Below are 19,486 nucleotides of genomic sequence, written 5' to 3' on the forward strand. Positions count from 1 at the left end.
AAAAACAAGGCACCAAAGGGGATTTTACCGATATTTAATTTAATAAACTTACATACGTACTTGCTGTTATAGAGTAATCATCACAATTGCTCGAACAACGAAAACCTGAATTTGTAAATGAACATAAAAATGCGGCTACTGAATAAGTAGGCCGCACTTTTTCTTATTTCACAATCATCGCAGGGCAGTTGACACGCTTTATTACCTTATGTGAAACACTGCCTAAAACCATCTCTTGTAAGCCATTTAAACCTCGGCTGCCGATAATTACTAAATCAACGTTTTGACCGTTTGCAAATTTAATAATTTCTGGGCCAGGAATACCATGAATCATCTCTAAATGAACATGAATGTGTTCTGCTTTAAATAATTGTTCAATGGGTATGAGCTTTTGACGGCGTGCCATATATAAACTCTCGATTGAACTTGCATAGAGAACTTCCGTTTTTACCTTTTCCAAATCAATGACAAATATAATCGTCACTTTGCAATTTGGGCTTACTTTTGCAATTTTTAAAGCCTCTTTCGCAGCGCGTATAGAATTTTCAGAGCCGTCAGCCGCAAGTAAAATATGTTGATACATGTATGTTTCCCCCTAATCAAACAATGTTGTACCAGTTAATTTCTTTACTAATTGCTTACCAGTTTCGTCAATTTTCTGGTAGTTTATAGTAATCCCTTTCTCTTTCAGTTGCTCTTTTACCTTCATTAATGCACCAATCGCAGAATCATCCCATACTTTACAATTCGTAAAATCAATCATAATGTGAGAATCTGTAATCATTTGCGTTTTAAAATAGTTAATAAAGCTTTCCGTAGAGGCAAAGAACAATTGACCACTTACATAGTAGATTGAACCATTGTGCGAGATATTCACACGTGAGATTTCATTGACAAAGAATAGCGCACTAACAATGATACCGGCAACAACACCTAATGCTAAGTTATGTGTATATAGGACAACGGCAATTGTGAGTAGCATGACAAAGACATCCTTTTTCGGTGCGGTTACTGCATATTTAAACGATTGCCAATCAAACTGTGTGATACATACAACAACCATGACACCAGCTAACACTGGCATCGGGATTTGTACGACATAGTCTCCTAGTACTAAAATTAAAAACATCAAAAATGCACCCGCAACAAATGTCGATAAACGACCACGTGCGCCACTTTTAACGTTGATAATCGATTGACCAATCATCGCACACCCTGCCATACCACCGAAGAAACCATTAATCACATTGGCAATCCCTTGACCACGTGCTTCCTTATTTTTATCACTTTCACTTGATGTCATGTCATCCAAAATTGCTGCAGTTAAAAGCGATTCAACCAATCCAACAATGGCCAAAGCCAATGAATACGGTAAAATAATCATCAATGTATCAAATGTAAATGGAATATTTGGAACGAAAAATGACGGTAATGACTGCGAAATCGAACCCATGTCACCAACTGTATTTAATGTTACACCTGAATAGAATGCAACAACCGATAAAATTACAACCGCGATAAGTGGGGCAGGAATCCCTTTAATAAGATATGGAATTCCATAGATTAATGCGATTGTTGTCAATAAAAACACCCAGGTGTACAAGTCACCACCAATAAAGTGTGGCATCTGTGCGATGAAAACTAAAATGGCTAAAGAGTTCACAAAGCCTATCATGACCGCATTTGGAATGAACTTCATAAGACGGGCGATTTTCAGCATTCCGAATATAATTTGAATAATACCAGTTAAAATCGTAGCTGCTAATAAATAGTGCAGCCCGTAATCCTTTACTAATGTTACAATAACAATCGCCATTGCCCCAGTAGCAGCAGAAATCATAGCTGGACGCCCACCAACAAAACTTACCGTCACCGCAATAACAAACGACGCATAAAGTCCTACCATTGGATCAACACCAGCTAGAATAGAAAAAGCAATGGCTTCGGGAATAAGTGCAAGTGCGACAACTAAACCAGCTAGTATATCGGCACGTATATTTCTAAACCATTGCTCGCGAAATGTGTCCATAAAAAGTCTCCTTAAATAAATCTTTCCTAATGGTAACATGGCTGTCAAATAATCTTATAGTGAAAATTTTAAACATAAAATTATAATCATGATTATTAAAAATGTGAGTAAACTCCTAATTATTACAAAAATAATTGAGTACCACGAATCAATTTGATTAATTTTTCCAAAAAATAATATTCAAGGAAAATTATCTATGCGTATAATTAAATTATTATTTAAATAAAGGAGTTTAAGCGGATGACAGAACAATTATTTACACTACAAAACTCAATTGATAATCAAACGACATTACAACAATTTATCGAACGCTTAAAGCCGCTCCATGTAATTTTGTCGCAAAATACATATGTAAAAGATATGACAAATAGACTAAACCGTATTATTGAAGATGCTAGTAGCCAATCAATAATGTTGTTTTTAGGAAAAGAGCGCGTAGGTAAAACAACACTAATCAATAGTCTATTAGGTAGAAGTTTATTAGAAGATAGTAAAAACGAACCAACTCATGTGAATACTTTTATCAAATATGGTGAGCAGGAATGTATTAAAGCAATATTTTTAGATGGGATGGTTGCAACTTTTGATATCTCGAAGTTAAATTTATTAACGGTTTCTACAAACGAATGTGCTGAAATTATTCGCGAGCATATTGATTACCTAGAAATCTATATTAAACATGATTTATTGAAAGATGTGACAATTATAGACTCAATTGGACTTGAAGTAGGAGCAAATAATACCGCATATTTCTCGCAAAGTTTATTACAACGTGTGGATGAAGTGTTTTTCGTGCTGCGTGCTGGTTCTTCAGCAACAGAAGATGAAGTGAATTTTATTAAAAAGCTAAATACATTAGGTATTACTGCAAATCTAGTAATTAATGGGATTGATCAATTAGATAATAAAGTAGAAAGTTTTATTGAAAAAGAGAATAATGTGTACGGTGAATATATAGGTCATAGTGTTGCTGTTTCGGCGTTAAATGCCTTACAAAGCCGTAAAACGAATAACTCCCAATTATTAATTGATTCACGGATTACACAGCTTACGCAATTAATTCAAAACTTAGCGAACAATCAACAAAAGAAAACACGCCATGTTGTAGAGCTATTTATTAATTGGTTAGAGCGTTTTCGTAAAGAGGTAGAATTAATTCCGTTCCGTGAACCATATGTTTCGGCTTTTGCGAATGTGGAGCAATATAGCTCAGATTTTGACTTAGAATTTACACGTAAACAACGAGACCTTGCATTGATTTCAGCGTATGAAGAAGAATACGCAAGTGTTAGTAACGTATTTAAAGGCGTCCAAACTCTCTATCAATTGCTACAAAAATTAGCAAGTGATTTGTATTTACGTGATCCATTAGTAGAGAAATATGAAGAAATCGCTGTATTATATCAAAAGAATGTCCGCGATTATCGCAAGCTGCATGTGGATTATACGATGGAATATGCACGCTTAGAAAAACAATATAAAAAGCAAACACATCAAAACTTAGCTTTCCCAATTCCACAAGAAGAAGCACAAGGAATTTTTTTAGAACGAATCAACTCATTAAACAAAATCCAATCACAGCTTACTGAAAAGTTAGAGCTTATCGGTAATTATGAGGAATTCGTACGTAAAAATTTATATGTAATTCAAAATCGTTTAAATGAGCTTGCAAAGAAACGTCTTTCAATTATTCAAGTGCAAGTAAGCGACTTAAATATTCAGCGTAAACGTGAACGTACATATTTAAAATCCTATGCTGATAAATTAACGGAGTTTAATTGTATTATAGAAGCGCAAAGTTTTTTAATGGATGCAATTTTTCCATATTTAATTGAGCAACAGTTGCCAATTTCTGAACAAGAAAAAACGCATATTCGTAATACGATTGAATGTATTTGTGCGACTGATCTGACACATCAGGCGCTGTATAAACGTTTAAATATTGCCGATACAGATGATCTATTGACACAAATGGATTTTGATGCGAAATTCAAATTAATCGGGCTTAGCTTAACGGAAGCAGATATTCTCTCTGAAATTCCTGAATTACCAAACGTGATTGAACAATAAAGTGAAACTTTGCTCGATGGGGGTTTTCCTCATCCCTCACCGAGTATTAGCTTTCGCCAATCGGGCTTTAGGAACAGTGGATCGCCTGCTTAACTGTCTCCTGACACTAGCCAGTTTGAAGTGGGCGTCTTACTGTCCTTTAATGCGTGAAAAAAAGAGCGGAACAGGTGCAAATTAGCCCTTGTTCCGCTCTTCATTTATTTTTATGGATTGGAAAGACAGTTATTTTGATACAATTTGAACTTCTTTTACTGAATCGCTAACAAATTGTTGGTCTTCATAGTACATATTTTTTACTAATACATTTGGACCAAGGCATTTTACAGCAGAGCAATGACAGTTTAAGCTTTTTGCTAAGTCTGTGTCCATCCATTTGTTAAAAACATCAGGTAATGAATCGGTTTTTATATTTCCTAACGCAGGTGTATCGCCGAAATCCGTTACAATGACATCACCAGTAAAGATATTAACATTCAAGCGTGAACGGCCATCTGGATCATTACGCATTGTTACTTTTTTCTCTTCACGTAAGCGTGATAATAATTGCTGGTCTTTTTCAGAAGGAATGCAAGGATAGAACGGTAAAGTACCGAAAAGCATCCATGTATTTTCATCACGAATGTCAAGTAAATGGTTAATCGCGTTACGTGTTTCTTCTAATGAAAGAGATGTTAGCGCACTAGCAAAATCTGAAGGGTACATTGGGTGTACCTCATGACGAGCGCATTTCATTTCATTGACAATTTGGTGGTGAATATGCTCTAAGTAGGGCAATGTTTTTTTATTTAACATTGTTTCGGCTGATACCATGACACCGTTTTCCGCAAGCATACGCGAGTTGTCAATCATGCGTTGGAAAAGCGCGGCACGTTGGTCAAATGTTGGTTTTCGTTCCATCATTGCAAATCCTGTTTCGACAAATTCTTCAATCGTGCCCCAGTTATGAGAAATATGGAGTACATCTAAATAAGGTGCGATTTCAAGGTAGCGTTCACCGTCGATTGTTAAATTCGAGTTCATTTGCGTTCGAACGCCTCGTTCATGGGCATATTTTAATAAGGGCAATACATATTCACGAACCGATTTGCGACTCATCATCGGTTCACCCCCAGTTATTGAGATTGTTTTTAAGTGTGGTATTTCATCTAATCTCTGTAAAATTAATTCGATTGGTAATGCGTCGGGGTCTTTTGTTTGTAATGTATAGCCGACAGCACAGTGAGCGCAGCGCATATTACATAATGTTGTGGTAGTAAATTCGATATTGGATAATGTTAAGCCCCCATGCTTTTCAATATCTAAGTAAGCTTCCCATGGATCGTAACTTGGTGTAATTTCTTTTAACGTCGTCATTTTAATCAATTACTTCCTTTCTAACGATTTATTGTCTCATAAATTACAATGAAAGCAAATGTATAACACATATTTTAATAGAAATTTTGTCATAGTGTATGGATGAGAAGTTAAATGAAGTCGCAAACTAAAAAACCTACAACATTGAAACAGAAAGAAATGTTGTAGGTTTTTATAATATTTTCAATTGTGGTATTAAAAGATTCCAATTAATTTAATTCATCTAATGTATGTGTAATTTGGCTATTGTTTTCACTGTAAAATTTATTACCAATGGAGTTTTCAACCGTCGTATGAACTAAGTCGATTTTCGAATGATTGACCGCTTGTACGTTAAAGTTATACTTATCATTTTGAATAATACAATTATTTGCATGAAGTGTTGAGTTGTTTTGTACATAAATATCTGATTCATGACCTTCTGTTAGCTGTGTAGCCGATAGCTCGACAGCCGAATCCAAATCAATCCATATTTGCGGGTACATGTGATTTGATATAAAAGAATCTTGAATAAATGCTTCTGCGTGATTTTCGATAATAAAGCCGTTCCGTTCTCCTTGCAATAATTCACTATTTTTGAAAATAACCGAGCTATCATTAACGATGATTTGTGGCAATTTATGTGTCGTTATTTGGCTTTCGATAATATGCATCGTTGCATCCTTCATTACTTTGATGCCGTTACTATCACCACCACTTATACGTGATTTAAAAATACACGCTTTTGTTTGTCCGACAATTTCAACCTGTACGCCTGTACCATCTTTAATGGTCGTTTCAGAGACATCCAATTGACATCTATCCACCATAAAAATCCCCTTACCACCGAATAATTCACTGTGTGAAATCGACACATTGGCATGCTCCTTACCCGCAATATGGGGCATTTCGTTGTTGCTAAAATTGCATCCTTCAATTGTAGTATTAGCACCTTTGACTGATAAAATGCCATTCCCTTTATTTTGCTGAATTATTGAATCCAAAATGAAAATTTCAGCATCAATCACGATTATGGCGGTATTTTCTTGATTGTTAATGGTGCTCGTAACTACTGAGCAAGAAGAACTTTTTTCTACAAATATTCCCACTTGTTTGCCGTCCTTGATTGTTGTGTCTTTCAATGTACAAATCGATTGCTCCGATAAAAATAATTGTGATAATTCATTATCTGCAAATATGGTTTCGCTAAAGTTAGCAATCGATTTATCTTTTAATTGCATGCCCACACCTTGACAGCTATAAATTTGGCAACTAGTCATATTTAATAGAGAGGCCAATGTTAGCTGAACGTTTGCAATTTTATGAAAGGAAAAAGATGTATTTGTAATGGTTGCTTCTGCACCTTCACGCAACATGACACCAGATTCGTTGCCGTATTGGATTATACTATTTGATAATTGTAGCTCACTATTTTGAATCCATAGCTGTGGTAAGGCGTGATGCTGCATAACGGTATTATTAATTAGAATTTTTGATTGCTCTGATGCATATATACCATTACCTTCACCATGTTCAATTCCACAGCCTTGCATATGAAGGGTAGAGGCGGCTTGGATAATCAGTTGTGTGCCAGTATGATGATGCATTTTGACATTATCTAGTTGTGCATCGGAAGCATTTTTTAACCAAATGGCATGGTTTGCTTTTAATAATTCACAATTTTTTAATTCAATTGAAGAATTATCGATTAATAAATGTGTCTTTTCGTTGCTTTCGAAATAGCAATTGTCCAATGTGGCATAACTTTTATTAAGCAATACAACTGCCACATCTATCGCCCCGATAAAATTGCATTTTTCTGCATGAGCTTTACCACCGTTTAATGAAAGCAATACATTTGACAGTGAGCCATTTAGCACGCAATTTGTTAATGTAATGGAGCCTTCGACATAGATTTGTGTAGTGGGATGAAGGGTGATATTTTCTAACGTTAAATGTTTTGTTTTGGGAACAATCACAATACCTTCAATTAATACATGCTCTGCTACCTTTGCGGTAATCGTGACATCTTTCTGTATTGTTATGGATTCCTTATATTTACCGGCTGCCACTAAAATTTCATCGCCATAATTTGCTTTTTGTACGGCGCGTTCGACTGTTTTAATCATAGAAAAAACAGAGGTAGACACTTTAATTATCGGCATATTACCCCCCCTTAAACATGCTATATGTTATAGGGTTGTGGAAAATACCAAAGTTAATCAATAATATTAAAAAAACTAACAAAACATTATTGTGAATAGTAATACTTTAGATATGTAAAGTGGGCTACCTAATGATTCGGATTATTTGATTGGAGGTATACTCACAAGTAGGGGGAGTAAAAGTATGAATGAAGTGCAGTGTTCCTTATTTTTGGCAGGCTACGGCAAAGCTAAAACCAATCGCCGTCTAGATTGGTTTTAACTTCTGCGACGAAAGCGAAACGACAGTCGCATGACAGAATTATGGCCACGGGTTACGTGAATTTTAATTTGGCGGGCCTTGCATGCGGCATTAAAGATAGTAGTTGCTTTGTAAAAATTAGCTACTTTAGATTGCGTCAAAAACAAAACCATTCTTAGATTAATGTAGACTTTATTTTAATAAACAAAGCTTAATACAGCACGTTTTATTAAAACCTTTATAGTATAAACGAATTTTAACTTGATAGTAGAGTGGCGCGAAGTGAAGAGGGCGACTTCTAGGGGATCAAGCGTGCGCGGAAAATCCACTCATTTGCGCCACCGTAAGAGGCACAAATGAGTTAGTTGTAGCCACGCCCCCAGAAAAGCGTCCCCCGTAACGTAGCAGAACGGATTTTATTAGATAAATGCACTTGATTCTAAATTTTGTATTGTTAAATGCTCATTATAAGTAACTATTTGCGAATTCTAATAAGAAGTTGATTGAAAGGAGAGTGCACTATTGTCTAAGCAATTACAAAATATTCAACAAAAATTAAATGAACGTTTTTATGACCGTGAAGAAGAGATTGAAGCGTTACTTACCGCACTACTTTCTAAACAACATCTATTATTTATTGGACCTGCTGGAACAGGGAAAAGTGTGCTGTCATCAATGCTTGGAGAGATTGTTGAGGAGAGTCGCTACTTTCAGCATTTGTTGACACCATTTAGTACACCAGAAGAATTATTTGGGGTATTGTCATTAAAAGATTTAGAGCAAGGAGTATATAAACGTAATGTCTCGAACATGCTACCGGAAGCACATTTTGCCTTTATCGATGAAATTTTCAAAGCCAATTCAGCAATTTTAAACTCATTATTAACATTAATTAATGAGCGCATCTACTATAATAACGGCGTACCCATTCCTGCGCCGCTGATGACAATTGTCGGTTCTTCTAATGAATATATTGAAGAGGGGGAAGGTCTAGAAGCATTATTTGACCGATTTTTACTGCGCTATGAAGTGAACTATATTCGTGAACAAGATACATTCATTGCGATGTTAAAAGACCAAAATCCTAGTCATATTCCGAAAATGACAATGCAAGAACTGTGTGAACATCAAACCCGTGTTGCTAACATCACAATATCCGATACGATTTATCAAGCAATCGCGAAAATTCGTCAGGCACTTCAAGATGTAGGAATTCGTCCATCTGATCGTCGTTTCAAGCAATCGCTTTCAATTTTACGCGCAAAAGCATATTTATCAGGTCGCTCAGAAGTAATACACGCAGATTTATTTATTATGGCCAATATTTTATGGGAAACCATTGATCAAAAAAATGCGACGCAAGAAATTATTAACGAAACGGCATTTGATACAGTCGATGCGTTTATTCATCGAACTACGACAGAATTTGAAACAATTTTAATGACAGCTCAAAATACGATGCTTCTTAAAACGCCCCATGCTCGTACACAGCTTAGCCATTTATTAATGCAAGGTAAAACGTTATACATTGAAGTAGAAAATATGAACCGACAAATACCAAATCGTCCAGAGTTACAACATTTAAAGACGGATATTCACAAGCGCTTATTACAAATGACGTCGGATGTCATCGGTTTTTAACAGTTTGTAACACTAAGGCAATATGCATTTCATATTAGGTGGGGATAGGTTGGAGAAAAATAGTTCTGTTTTGTATAACCAATCAATTTTTAATATAAGCAATTTGCAAAAAGCGCGCTTTAATGAGCTATTAAAAATGGCCAAGCTTTTGCGCGATAGCTGTATGGAAGGAGAAAAAATACTCACTGGCTTCACAAATATCATCGGGGATACGTGGTATGCATTTTTCAACAAAGGACCAATACTTCAGGAAACAGCATGGCAAATTAATGAAATGCAATATGATTTCATTTTTAATTTGTTGAAAAATGATGAATACATTCAATGGCATCAGCTAACAAAAGGAGATGAGCTACTTAGTGTGCTGACCGCGATTAGTATGGCCGACCAATTAATTAAAGCGATTAAAGATTCTCAACAAATGAAGCAAAATGAGCAAAAACAAAAATTGGCAGAGCGTATCAAAGAATATGCTAAAAAGCGGATCGGAGAACTAGATCAAAAAATACAGGAATCTACGACTGATCTGATGAAGGAAGCATACAAACGCCAAAAGTACATTTATGAAGAGCGCTTAAAAAATGCCAATCATGAAATTACTACTTCACAGCAGCAATTAAAGAAACAAATAAAGCACATCAGTGAACAGTCCCTCGGTAAAATCATTCAACAAAATAAGAAAAAAATCCATAATACAAAAAAGGCCATTGTAACGGTAGGGACGATGGATGATAAAAAAATTGCTCATGTACCGTTAATTGACCAATTTGCACTAGCAGAAAAGATTAGCGCACATAAGGAATTACAAAGGGTAGCGGATTTAGTAGGTCGTTTTAAGCATATTGCGTTGAAAAAACAAAAAACAAAACACAAGCATACGATGGAACGTAAAAATATTTCTATTGGACAAGAAGTTTCGAGACTTTTACCAACAGAGTTAGCGAATTACGTCATGGACCATAGTAAGAAGGATTTTTTACGTCGTTTTAGTGAGTCACAAACGCTTGTTTTTGAAACAAAAGGCAAGGATCGTAAAGGAAAAGGACCAATTATTATTTGCATGGATGAAAGTAGCTCCATGACTTCGATTAAAGAGCATAGTAAGGCATTTTGTATTGCGCTTCTTACAATTGCTAAAAAACAAAAACGTGATATTGCTATTATTCCATTTGCTAGTACTGTTGGGGAAATTCAAGTTTTTCGTAAAGGACAAGCAACTACACAAGACTTACTTACATTTAGTAATAGTTTTTTAGGAGGTGGAACAAATTATGAGCAGCCATTACAAGAGTCACTTAACATTTTATTGCAAAGCGAGTTTAATGATGCGGATATATTATTCGTTACAGATGGCTCGAGTTTTTTATCGACACGCTTTATTGACGAATTTAATGCGACTAAAAAGAAAAAACAATTTGAATGCACAGCTGTCATTTTAACAAATTTATTTAATACGGTTGATGTCAATGTGGTCAATAAATTTTCGGATCGTGTCATTGAAGTAAATGAATTATTCGATGCAGGAGATGTATTCGTTTTATAGTGAAATGGATTCTTTCTAGTCAAACAGCCTATTGTCTCTTACAATGGAATAGGTGAAAGATATAGGGGGGGTTTTTTTGTACGCAGAAGAATATTATCAAATTTTTGAGCTATCGATGGAAGCACGTAAACAGTATATTGAAAAACATCCATTAGTTATGAAGCATGTATTACAAAACGTAGGACATGATCAAGCTAATTTACGTGATCAATTGAATTATCGTTTATTTATTCAATTATTATCAGAAAATGTATTATCTAAAACAACGATTCATGACTTTGTTGACGAACTTTCCTCTATTAAGGGGTTAGTTTTTAATATTGGAGAAAAGCAAACGAACAGTGTATTTTTGCGTTCTTATGCAGCGTTATTTTTAGCTGCAATTGTGAATGCTGACCGTCAATTACAGTATTTAACAGATGAACAATTTGAATTGATAACACACAATGCGATTTCACTTTTGGCAAAAGAGCAAGATTTGCGCAGTTTTGTTAGTGCGGAGCATGGCTGGGCACATAGTATTGCAAACTGTAGTGAATTATTGTGCGCTATCATTCAGCATCCAAAATTTCAAATTCGTCATACTGCGCAAATATTACAAGCAATTCGCACGAACATTTGGAAAGGATATGTATTCCAAGATGATGAAGAAGAACGTTTCTGCAATATTATTGAAGCGTTATTATCAAAAGGTATAGATGAGGAGCTATTCATTGAGTGGATTGAACAATTGTTTGATCGCTTGCAAATGGTTGCGTATGAGCAAGGTTATGATGCGATTTGGTTTAAAGCACGTACTAACCAATTAAACATTGCAAAAACACTTTACTTCTATTTAAAATTTGCGAATCGAAATGACAAATTACGTGGGATTGTATCCATCTTTATTCAACGCTGGATTAAATTAAATTAGATTAATTTACGCTTACATCAGTTTGTTAGGTGAGATTCAAGCTGATAATTATTTTTGTGAAATACTAATTGTCAAATCTGGTAAATGAAAATCCAAATAAATGCGCATAATTTCTAAATAATATTGTAGAATAAATGTGTATTTCCGATAGGTCATAAATAAAACTTATCGTAAAGGATAATAATAATGCAATTTACTTATGTATAGAGTTAAGTTATTATAAGTGTTGGAGAAAAGAGCATTACAAACTTTTCAATTAATGAAAAACTAGGGGGAACACACAATGGCAAACTTACACAACAGCCGCGCTTCATTTGAAGTAAATGGTAAGTCTTATGGCTACTACCGTTTAGCTGCTATTGAAGAAGCTGGTATCGCAAACGTATCACGCCTACCTTACTCAATCAAAGTATTATTAGAATCGGTATTACGTCAATATGACAACTATGTAATTAAAGAAGAGCATGTAAACGAATTAGCAAAATTCGGTTCACACAACAAAGAAGCTGAAGTTCCATTCAAGCCTTCTCGCGTTGTATTACAAGACTTCACTGGTGTACCAGTAGTAGTTGACTTAGCTTCATTACGTTCTGCAATGAAAGAAATGGGTGGAGACCCAGCTAAGATCAACCCTGCTATTCCAGTTGACCTAGTAATCGACCACTCAGTACAAGTTGACAAATACGGTAATGCAGCTGCATTACAAGCTAACATGGACTTAGAGTTCGAGCGTAACGCTGAGCGTTATAACTTCTTAAAATGGGCTCAAACTGCTTATGATAACTTCCGCGCTGTACCACCAGCAACTGGTATCGTACACCAAGTTAACTTAGAGTACTTAGCTCCAATCGTTCACGTTAACGAAACAGAAGAAGGTTTAGTAGCATTCCCTGATTCAGTAGTAGGTACGGACTCTCACACAACTATGATCAACGGTATCGGTGTTCTAGGTTGGGGTGTAGGTGGTATCGAAGCTGAAGCTGGTATGTTAGGTCAACCATCTTACTTCCCAATTCCTGATGTTATCGGTGTTAAATTAGTAGGCGAATTACCAAACGGTACTACAGCTACTGACTTAGCATTAAAAGTAACTCAAGTATTACGTCAACGCGGCGTAGTAAACAAATTTGTAGAGTTCTTCGGTCCTGGTGTACCAGGTTTACCATTAGCTGACCGTGCTACAATTTCAAACATGGCTCCAGAATACGGTGCTACTTGTGGTTTCTTCGCAATTGACGAAGAATCAGTAAACTACATGCGTTTAACTGGTCGTGATGAAGAGCACATCGCTGTTGTTGAAGCTTACTTAAAAGCTAACGGTATGTGGTTCGATCCAACATTAGAGCCAGTATACACTGACGTATTAGAAATCAACCTTGCGGATATCGAAGCGAACCTTTCTGGTCCAAAACGTCCACAAGATTTAATTCCTTTAACTGAAATGAAATCAGTTTACCGTTCTTCTGTAGTAGCTCCTCAAGGTACTCAAGGTTTTGGTTTAACTGAAGCTGAATATGACAAAACTTCTACTGCTAACTTTGCAGAAGGTGCTGTTGAAATTCCAGCTGGTGCTGTAGCAATCGCTGCAATCACTTCTTGTACAAATACTTCTAACCCATACGTTTTATTAGCTGCTGGTTTAGTTGCTAAAAAAGCTGTTGAGTTAGGTATTAAACCTGCGAAATGGGTTAAAACTTCTTTAGCACCAGGTTCTAAAGTAGTAACTGGTTACTTAGAAGATTCTGGTTTACAAGAATACTTCGACGCAATCGGATTCAACACTGTTGGTTACGGTTGTACAACATGTATCGGTAACTCAGGTCCGTTATTACCAGAAATCGAAGAAGCGATCAAATCAAACGATTTATTCGTAACTTCAGTATTATCTGGTAACCGTAACTTCGAAGGCCGTGTACACCCATTAGTAAAAGCTAACTTCTTAGCTTCACCACCATTAGTTGTTGCTTACGCATTAGCTGGTACTGTAGATATCGACTTACAAAAAGACGCTATCGCTGTAACTCCAGAAGGCAAAGAAGTATTCTTCGCTGATATCTGGCCATCAACTGAAGAAGTTAACGAAGTATTAAACAAAGTTGTAACTCGTGAATTATTCCAAAAAGAATACGAAACAGTATTCACAGCAAACGAAGCTTGGAATGCAATCGAAACTTCAACTGAAAACTTATATACTTTCGATGACAAATCAACTTACATCCAAAACCCACCATTCTTCACTGGTTTATCAAAAGAGCCAGGTGCGATCCAAACTTTAGAAGGTATGCGTGTAATGGCTAAGTTCGGTGACTCTATCACTACTGACCATATCTCTCCTGCAGGGGCAATCGGTAAAGATACACCAGCTGGTAAGTACTTAATCGAAAACGGCGTAGCTATCCGTGACTTCAACTCTTACGGTTCTCGTCGTGGTAACCACGAAGTTATGATGCGTGGTACATTCGCTAACATCCGTATCCGTAACCAAATCGCTCCAGGTACAGAAGGTGGTTTCACTACTTACTGGCCAACAGGTGAAGTTGAGTACATTTACGATGCATGCATGAAGTACCAAGAAGCAGGCACTGGCTTAGTAGTATTAGCTGGTAACGACTACGGTATGGGTTCATCTCGTGACTGGGCTGCTAAAGGTACATTCTTATTAGGCGTTAAAACTGTAATTGCACAATCTTATGAGCGTATTCACCGTTCTAACTTAGTAATGATGGGCGTATTACCATTACAATACATGGCTGGCGAATCAGCTGATACTTTAGGATTAAAAGGTGACGAAACAATCTCTGTTAACTTAACTGATGATGTTAAACCACGTGATATCCTAACAGTTACTGCAACTTCTCCAGAAGGTAAAGTAACTGAGTTCAAAGCATTAGCTCGTTTTGACTCAGAAGTAGAAGTAGACTACTACCGTCACGGTGGTATCTTACAAATGGTATTACGTGCGAAAGCTGCACAATAATTCATTAGCTAAATAGCTTTTACAAGACAAAGTCAATTTCGGTTGGCTTTGTCTTTTTGCATTTCTACAATTTATTTCTTTTCTTTAAATCGATGTTAAAATTTGCTAAATAAACTAGCGAAATCACTAATATTCAGATAATATACAGAATGTAAGTATAATTTTCCTATCTGGAGGTATATAAAATGAAAAAGCGAAAAATGTATTCGGCAACAGCATTGACGGCTACTACTGCAGTTTTAGTCGGAGTAACAGGGGTTTCAGCAGAGCAAACATTGTTTAATGACGTTCCAGCAAGTCATCCATATGGGGAAGCAATTTCAGCTTTAGCAGCACTTGGTGTTGTCAATGGCTTTGGTGATGGTACATTTAAACCAGATGCAGCCGTTACACGTGGACAAGCAGCAAAAATGATTGCAGGTGCTTTCCAATTAACTACTGAAAATGTAGATAAACTGAAATTCAAAGATGTTGAGCAGACAAGCCCATATTTTGGAGCGATTGTAGCACTTACTTCATTAGGTGTAATTAATGGCTATGAAGATGGAACATTCCGCCCTGGAGCTAACTTAACTCATGGACATATCAAATTAGTTATTGAAAGAGTTAGCACTACATATCCTATCGACACAGAGGTATTATTTGAGCTTGCAAGTGTTACCTACGATGAAAAGAAAAATATTACACGCGGTGAGTTAGCTAGTATTTTAACAACGGCATTAAAAATTGTTGAAGAAGATAGTAAATATTATAAATTATCAGTGATGCATGTAAACGATACACATGGCCGTGTAGATGTTTTCCCTAAATTAATGACAGCGGTAAAAGAGCAGCGTACAAAAAATCCAGATGCGTTATTATTACATGGCGGAGACGCATTTAGTGGTACATTATATTTCAATGAATTTGAAGGACAAGCAGATATCCCGTTTTTAAATGCCATGAAATTTGATGCGATGGTATTCGGAAATCATGAATTTGATTTAGGCTCTTCTCCAGAGGGACATAAAGCATTAGCAGATTTCGTGAAAGCGGCGAATTTCCCATTCATTTCAGCAAATACCGATTTCTCGAAAGATACCTTATTTACTGGTTTGTTCTCAGATTTAGTATCAAGTGAGCCAGAAAACGGCAAAATTTATGCAGGTATGGTTAAAGAAATTAACGGCGAAAAAGTTGGTATTTTCGGTTTAACTACTGCTGAAACGAAAGATATCGCTTCACCAGGTAGTATTGCATTCGAAAATTACATTGAAGAAGCAAACAAAGCGGTTAAAGCATTCGAAGATAAAGGTGTAAACAAAATTATTGCGCTAACTCACATCGGCTTTGATGATAATGTTGCTTATGATAATGACCAAATGTTAGCGAAATCAGTACCTGGTATTGATATTATCGTTGGTGGTCACACACATACACAATTAGATAAGCCTGTCGTAGTAGATACAAATACAGTTGGTGAGAAAAAGGATGCAACATTAATCGTTCAAGCCTACCAATATTCGGATTACTTAGGAACGTTAAACGTGGCATTTGATGAAAATGGCGTTGTTGTGAAACATAAAGGCCAGTTAATTAAAGTTGGTGATCTAGCTGAAGATCCAGCGGGTGTGAAATTACTTGCACCGTATAAAGAAAAAGTAGATGCAACACAAAACGCTGAGATTGGTGTTACATTAACACAAGCATTAGCAAATCCACGTAGCTCTGAAACAAGCACAGTGAGTGTTCGTAATAGTGAAACCGCACTAGGTAATATTATCACAGACGGTATGTTAGCGAAGGCGAAAAAATCTACAGCCAAAAAGGTTGTTATGGCATTGCAAAATGGTGGTGGAATTCGTGTAGCTATTGATGAAGGTCCAATTACAACAGGTGAAGTGATTACTGTATTGCCATTCGGGAACACATTAGCATTAGCAGATGTAACAGGTGCTGAGTTAAGAGCGACATTTGAGCATGCTGTAAAAGACACACCAAAAGAAAGCGGTGGCTTCCTACACATTTCAGGAGCTAAATTTGAGTATGACTCTACGAAAGAGGTTGGTTCACGCGTAGTTTCATTGAAATACTTTGATGAATCTACTAATAGCTATGTAGATATTCAAGATAACCAAACGTATACGATTGCAACAAACGCATTTACTGCTAAAGGTGGAGACGGTTTTGCTGATTTGAAAAAGGCTTATGCAGCAGGTCGTGTTACTGATTTAGGTTTATCTGATTGGGAAAACTTAAAAGAGCAGTTTTTATCGTTAAAAGAAATTCCATATGAGCTACAAGGCCGTATTGTTGACGTAGCAGCTACCAAATAATAGAGAAACAAAGTACTAAACCCCAAAAGTTAGAGTGAAAACCAACTTTTGGGTTTTTTCTATGGCTACATACAGTGAAATTTCAAGCTGGATGTATTAAACTTTATGAAACAAATAGGTGATAGAAATAAATCGAATGTTGCATTCCGTTCATCAAAACTTATTTAGGAAAAAGATTTTCTTCTAGTTTCTTAACATCAATTTAACATCGTCTGAGTTAAACTAATGATAATGGGGTGATTTTTAATATGAGGATTCTTGTTGCTGAAGATGAGTTAGATTTACAGGAAGCAATCGCTGAAGGACTTCGCATGGAAGGCTATGCAGTGGATACATGCAGTAATGGAGAAGAGGCTTATGAACTGGCTTTTGTTGAAAATTATGACTTAATAATTCTGGACTTAAATCTTCCACAACTAGACGGATTAAAAGTTTTAGAAAAAATAAGAGAAGAAAATAAAGAAATAAAGGTGTTAATCTTAAGTGCAAGGAGTCGTGTAAATGACAAAGTGCTTGGCTTAGATATGGGGGCAAATGATTATTTAACGAAACCATTTGACTTTGAAGAATTGGAAGCAAGAATACGAAATTTATTACGGCGGAAATTTGTGCAGGAAAATAGCATATTGTCTTGCGGGGAAATCAATATGGATTTAACAAAACGCTCCGTATTTATAGGGGAACATGAATTGCTCTTAACTAAAAAAGAATTTGCATTGTTGGAATACTTCCTGCTTCATCAAGAAAGAGTGCTAAGCCAAGAAGAATTAGTAGCCCATGTCTGGGATCAAAATGCCGATAGTTTTAGTGGTGTAATTCGCGTTCATATCGCTACATTAAGAAAAAAACTAAAAGCGTTATTAAAAAATGACCCGATACTCACCAAAGTCGGTGTAGGCTATTTTATTACGAAAAATGATGGTGATACTTAATGTTGAAACAAATGCCTATTCGACTCCGGCTTACCGCGATAATGATAATATTATTAACGATTTGTTGTGTGGGGCTTACAATTATATTAAATTATTCTGCTGGCATAATGGCAACAAAAATTGATACTGTTGCAATGATACCATCACAAGATACTTATGAAAGTAACGAAAATAAGAATATCCAAACATCGTCCAATTTTGCAATGATGACTACACCATCTGTTGAGGCACAGCAAGCTAGAACAGAATTTCAGCTTGAAAGCGTCATTTACTTACTATTAATCATTGTTTGTGGAGGTGTTTTAACATATTACGTATCCGGTAAAGTGTTAAAACCACTGGATTTATTAAATCGTCAAATAAAAAATAGAACCGTCCATAATTTAGCGGAAACGATGGACATTCCACCAACGAATGACGAAATCGCTGAGCTAACGCAGTCTTTTAATGAAATGACCGATAAGTTAAACGCAGCTTTTTTAATGCAAAGTCGTTTCACGGCAAATGCAGCTCATGAACTCCGAACACCACTTGCTGTATTAAAAACAAAGGTTGATGTATTTAATAAGAAAAACGTTCATACAACTGATGAATATGGTGCTCTCATTGCCGTTTTTGAAAAACAAATTAAACGGTTATCCGAGTTGGTCATTGCGCTTTTAGAGATGACAAATATGAATGATGATTTTGAATATGAAAAGAATTGCCTAAAAGATGTTTTACAAGATATTGTGTCCGAGCTTTCTCACATTGCAGAAGAAAAAGAGGTTCAATTATTTTTGGATTGCGATGAAAGCGTTATTTACGGAAATCCAAACTTACTATATCGCGCATTTTATAACATAGTCGAAAACGGAATTAAATACAATGTTGACGGTGGTAAAGTAATGATTCATGTGAAATCAAATGACAAGCAAATAATAGTCACAATCAATGACACGGGTATTGGGATTCCAAATGAGTTGAAAAAAGTAGTATTCGAGCCGTTTTACCGTGTTGATACATCACGCTCTCGTGAAACGGGTGGTGTAGGATTAGGGCTATCCATTGTGCATAGCATCGTAATGAAGCACAAAGGAATGATTGTCGTAACGGATAATGACAATGGTGGTACAAGTTTCGAACTTATATTTAGCAAAATTTTTTATTGAACTATTAAGCACTCTGAATATTTTAAATTTAGGGCATTTCTTTTTAATGAGGAATGCTTTTTATTTTTGGATTGATAAATGTATAACAATAAAAAAACAAAAAAATACGATATAATTTTATTGATAATCGATAATTAATTTGCTAAAATCAAATTGTAAATAGATAAAAGAGGTGTT

General features: G+C 35.9%; 12 protein-coding genes. 8 read left to right on the forward strand and 4 right to left on the reverse strand.

All coding sequences use genetic code 11. The features are described 5' to 3' along the window. Positions 1-163: 163 nt before the first annotated feature. Together LZ480_RS09110 and LZ480_RS09115 are read right to left on the reverse strand one after the other, a co-directional pair. Entirely contained in the window at positions 164-583 is a 420-nt protein-coding gene (locus tag LZ480_RS09110; RefSeq protein ID WP_241369097.1) for a universal stress protein, read from the reverse strand. Positions 584-595: 12 nt separating this feature from the next. Then, positions 596-2,029: a SulP family inorganic anion transporter gene (locus LZ480_RS09115; protein WP_241369098.1), complete on the reverse strand. Its 1,434-nt coding sequence runs from the start codon at positions 2,027-2,029 to the stop codon at positions 596-598. Positions 2,030-2,269: 240 nt separating this feature from the next. On the opposite strand from LZ480_RS09115, the gene LZ480_RS09120 reads away from it, so the two are divergent. After that, entirely contained in the window at positions 2,270-4,099 is a 1,830-nt protein-coding gene (locus tag LZ480_RS09120; protein ID WP_241369099.1) for a dynamin family protein, read from the forward strand. Between the two features lie 222 nt (positions 4,100-4,321). On the opposite strand, the gene yfkAB is transcribed toward LZ480_RS09120, so the two are convergent. Then, entirely contained in the window at positions 4,322-5,452 is a 1,131-nt protein-coding gene (yfkAB, locus tag LZ480_RS09125; RefSeq protein ID WP_305037319.1) for a radical SAM/CxCxxxxC motif protein YfkAB, read from the reverse strand. Between the two features lie 209 nt (positions 5,453-5,661). Then, positions 5,662-7,596, reverse strand: coding sequence for a right-handed parallel beta-helix repeat-containing protein (locus LZ480_RS09130; RefSeq protein ID WP_241369101.1), 1,935 nt, complete (start codon positions 7,594-7,596; stop codon positions 5,662-5,664). 763 nt (positions 7,597-8,359) lie between these two features. Here LZ480_RS09130 and LZ480_RS09135 point away from each other — a divergent pair. The 7 genes from LZ480_RS09135 (at position 8,360) to LZ480_RS09165 (ending at position 19,309) form a co-directional block, all read left to right on the forward strand. Then, positions 8,360-9,478 carry an AAA family ATPase gene (locus tag LZ480_RS09135; protein ID WP_241369102.1) on the forward strand — a complete coding sequence of 373 codons (1,119 nt, stop codon included), beginning with the start codon at positions 8,360-8,362 and terminating at the stop codon, positions 9,476-9,478. A gap of 49 nt (positions 9,479-9,527) precedes the next feature. Beyond that, the gene (locus LZ480_RS09140) at positions 9,528-11,021 is read left to right on the forward strand and encodes a vWA domain-containing protein (protein WP_241369103.1); all 1,494 of its coding nucleotides are present in this window, start codon (positions 9,528-9,530) and stop codon (positions 11,019-11,021) included. 76 nt (positions 11,022-11,097) lie between these two features. Next, entirely contained in the window at positions 11,098-11,934 is an 837-nt protein-coding gene (locus LZ480_RS09145; protein WP_241369104.1) for a DUF2785 domain-containing protein, read from the forward strand. A gap of 283 nt (positions 11,935-12,217) precedes the next feature. Continuing rightward, positions 12,218-14,911, forward strand: coding sequence for an aconitate hydratase AcnA (acnA, locus tag LZ480_RS09150; RefSeq protein ID WP_241369105.1), 2,694 nt, complete (start codon positions 12,218-12,220; stop codon positions 14,909-14,911). A gap of 185 nt (positions 14,912-15,096) precedes the next feature. Continuing rightward, positions 15,097-17,226: a 5'-nucleotidase C-terminal domain-containing protein gene (locus tag LZ480_RS09155; protein WP_241369106.1), complete on the forward strand. Its 2,130-nt coding sequence runs from the start codon at positions 15,097-15,099 to the stop codon at positions 17,224-17,226. A 248-nt stretch (positions 17,227-17,474) separates the two neighbouring features. Then, a complete protein-coding gene (locus tag LZ480_RS09160) occupies positions 17,475-18,158 on the forward strand; it encodes a response regulator transcription factor (protein ID WP_241369107.1) in 684 nt (227 codons plus the stop codon). Next, on the forward strand, positions 18,158-19,309 hold the full coding sequence (locus LZ480_RS09165) for a sensor histidine kinase (protein WP_241369108.1): 1,152 nt from the start codon (positions 18,158-18,160) through the stop codon (positions 19,307-19,309). Before LZ480_RS09160 ends, LZ480_RS09165 begins: the two co-directional genes overlap by 1 nt. Positions 19,310-19,486: the final 177 nt, after the last annotated feature.

The organism is Solibacillus palustris, assembly GCF_022549215.1.
In the GTDB taxonomy this organism is placed as follows: Bacteria; Bacillota; Bacilli; order Bacillales_A; family Planococcaceae; genus Solibacillus; species Solibacillus daqui.